Origin of the sequence: Alloalcanivorax mobilis (assembly GCF_002864685.1) — a bacterium.
Classification (GTDB): domain Bacteria; phylum Pseudomonadota; class Gammaproteobacteria; order Pseudomonadales; family Alcanivoracaceae; genus Alloalcanivorax; species Alloalcanivorax mobilis.
This window is the reverse complement of sequence record NZ_NMQZ01000071.1, coordinates 1-2,675: the sequence shown is the minus strand read 5'-3', so window position 1 is coordinate 2,675 and position 2,675 is coordinate 1. Positions and strand designations below refer to the sequence as shown.

At 63.8% G+C, this 2,675-nt stretch carries 3 protein-coding genes and 1 pseudogene; all 4 read right to left on the bottom strand.

What is annotated here, in order from left to right; translation table 11 throughout:
* A pseudogene (locus tag CGS25_RS18660) lies at nucleotides 1-210 on the bottom strand (flagellar hook-length control protein FliK); the annotation flags it as partial.
* Nucleotides 207-596, bottom strand: a complete 390-nt coding sequence (gene fliT, locus CGS25_RS18655; RefSeq protein ID WP_101676392.1) for a flagellar protein FliT — start codon at nucleotides 594-596, stop codon at nucleotides 207-209. The gene fliT and the pseudogene CGS25_RS18660, both read right to left, overlap by 4 nt.
* A complete protein-coding gene (fliS, locus tag CGS25_RS18650) occupies nucleotides 589-1,017 on the bottom strand; it encodes a flagellar export chaperone FliS (protein ID WP_089032867.1) in 429 nt (142 codons plus the stop codon). Before fliS ends, fliT begins: the two co-directional genes overlap by 8 nt.
* 23 nt (nucleotides 1,018-1,040) lie before the next feature.
* The gene (fliD, locus tag CGS25_RS18645; RefSeq protein WP_101676391.1) at nucleotides 1,041-2,393 is read right to left on the bottom strand and encodes a flagellar filament capping protein FliD; all 1,353 of its coding nucleotides are present in this window, start codon (nucleotides 2,391-2,393) and stop codon (nucleotides 1,041-1,043) included.
* Between the last annotated feature and the right edge of the window lie 282 nt (nucleotides 2,394-2,675).

The window sequence follows — 2,675 nt, the reverse complement described above, 5'->3', positions numbered from 1 at the left end:
GCCCTCGGCCGGCGTGGCCGGCGCCGGCAGCGCCGGTTTCAGCCGCGCCGCCTGGGCATCGGCGCCCGCGTCCCGGCCCAGCGCCTGCAAGGCGTCGCCGGGGCTCAGAGGTTGCACCGGCGGATTCAATTCGCGCGGTGGTGGGATGTCCACCCGCTTGCCCAGCACCTGGTGCAGCAGGGTATCCAGAATCGGCGTAATGCCGCTCACGAACGGCCTTTATCGTGGCGCTCCGACGCCTCCACGCGGCCATAGGAGCGGCCCAGATCACGGCGCCGGCGCGACACGTCCATCAGACGGCTGAGCTCGTCGCGCCGGGCCATCAGCCCGTGGCGGATTTCCATGTCCTGTTCCAGGATGCGCTCTAGCAGATCCGCCTTGCGGTCCTGCTGCGGCTTGCTCAGAACAATGTTCTGTTCCAGCTCCGCAAGGCCGGACACCACGCTCAGATAATCGGTTTCTTCGCCGATCAGCGCTTCCCAATCCTGGCGCCGCACCAGCCCCAGCATGCGCGTGGAGCAGGCCAGCAACTGCTCGTAGGTGTTGAGAATGCGCGGCGCCGGGGTGCAATCCACGGTCAGGGTGGAATCAGTCATGGGCGCCCCGCTGACCCTGAGGGTCGATCTGCCGCCAGGCGGAGCCAATGTCGTTGAGCAACCGGGCGGCTTCGTCCAGGTGGGCGGCGTCGTTGTGGATGTTGGCTTTCAGCAGCAGCCGCGCGATGTAATCGTAAAGCGCCGCCAGCCGGTCGGCGATCTCGCCACCGCGCTGCCGGTCCAGGGCCGCCATCAGCCCATTGTTCACGATATCCAGCGCTTTCGAGATGGCCAGCCCCTTGGCGGCGATGTCGCCGTTGTCCAGGTGCAGGCGGGCGGTGCGAATCGCGCTTTGCGCACCGTCGAACAACAGGGTGATCAACTGGTGGGGGCTGGCCGAGAGAACGCCCGATTCCACTCCGACCCGGGCGTAGGCGCCGGCCCCCCGGGCGTAAGCGGAAGCTTTACGCGTGGCATTCATGAGTCTCTCCTGTAGTGATGGCGTCAGCTTTTGGTGATCGCGCTCAAGGCATCGAATTGCTGGGTCAGATAACTGCTGGTGGAATTCATCTGCGAGACCAGACTGTCGAGCTGGCTGAACTGGGTGCGATAGCGCTCGATGGTCGCGCTGATCCGTTCGTTGGTACGGTCATAGGTGTCCTGCAGGGAATCGATGCTGGCGTTGAGCCCGTCGGTGACGTTGTCCAGCGAGCCGCCGTCGTCGAGCATGCCGCCGAGGGTGTCGTCCAGCTTGGCGGCGAGGCCATCATTGCCGCCCACGCCGGCGAAAAACGCCGACATGCCGGCGGCGTTCTCGGCGATGGCGTCGTCCAGGTCGTCGTCGTCGATTTCCAGGGTGCCGTCGCGCTGCAGGGTAATGCCCATGTCGCTGAGCAGCCGGAAATCGCCCTGTTCCAGACCACCACTGAGCACGCCACGCAGTTGCGATTCGATGCCACGCAAGGTGCTGTTGCCCAGCAAGACCCCGGCGGTCTGGCTCTCCGCATCGTATTTGCTGAGGCTGCCCATGTTCTCTTTCAGATCGTTGTAGGCGTCCACGAAGGCGCCCACCGCCTTCTTGATGGCGCTGTCATCGCGGGTCAGTTCCAGCGTCGAAGTGCCCAGCTCGGTGATGTTCAGGGTGACGTCCTGAATCGCCTCCTCGACATGATTGCTCTGGCTTTCCACCTTGATGCCGTTGACATCCAGCAGCGCGTTGCGGGCACTCACCTCGGTGTCCTGATCCAGCGCCAGGGCGCCGCCCAGATCACCGCTGAAAGTGATTTCGCTGACCGCCCCTTCGGTGCCCGAATCCTCCGAGGACAACACCAGCCGGTACGGCTGATCGCTGCCGTCACTGATGATCGACGCGCGCACGCCGCCATTGGCCTCATTGATGGCATCGCGGATGTCTTCCAGCGAGCTGTCGTCTTTTTTAATGTTGACGCTGAAGCTCTCGCCATCGCCCATGTCGAACGTCAGCGTGCCGGCGCCCAGCAGGGTTTCGTCTTTGTCCGCCACGCCGGAGGTGGCGATGCTGTAAGCACGCGCGGTCTGCGTCACCTCGATGCTGTAGGTGCCGGTGGGCGCGCCATTGGCGGTGGTGGCGGTCAGGGACTCCCCGGTGAGCGTCTTCTTGACCGCCTGAAACTGTTTCGGATCATCCAGGTCTTGCGCCGCTTCACGGAACTTGGCCAGCGCGCTTTCCAGCTTTCCGAACGCGGAAATCTTGGTCTGATAGCTCTGCTGCTGCTGAGCAATCGGCGTCAGCTTCTGTTTCTCGGCGGCGGCGAGTTGATCAAGCAAGCCGCTGAGATCCATGCCGGACCCGACCCCCAATGCTGAAATGCTAGCCATGTTCCTTCCTTTACTGACCCAATAAACCATTGTCGCCCAAGCGAACCCGCGGTGAGCCGCCGATAAACCCCGGCATGCACCGCTATTTCACGCTATCGGCCCGGATCGGCGGGACTTTAGGGTTGGAAGGGAGCAGGGTGGATGGAGACGCTGGACGCCGGACGCCGGACGCTTGACGCTAAACCCGGGGCGGATAGGAATGGTGTGTTTACTGAACCGCAGGAAACACGCCATGCCTTCCAGGTTAAGGGTTTAGCGTCCGGCGTCCGGCGTCCGGCGTCC

Coding starts and splice junctions, on each gene's coding strand:
- fliT (WP_101676392.1), bottom strand. CDS start 596: ATGACTGATTCCACCCTGACCGTGGATTGCACCCCGGCGCCGCGCATT.
- fliS (WP_089032867.1), bottom strand. CDS start 1,017: ATGAATGCCACGCGTAAAGCTTCCGCTTACGCCCGGGGGGCCGGCGCC.
- fliD (WP_101676391.1), bottom strand. CDS start 2,393: ATGGCTAGCATTTCAGCATTGGGGGTCGGGTCCGGCATGGATCTCAGC.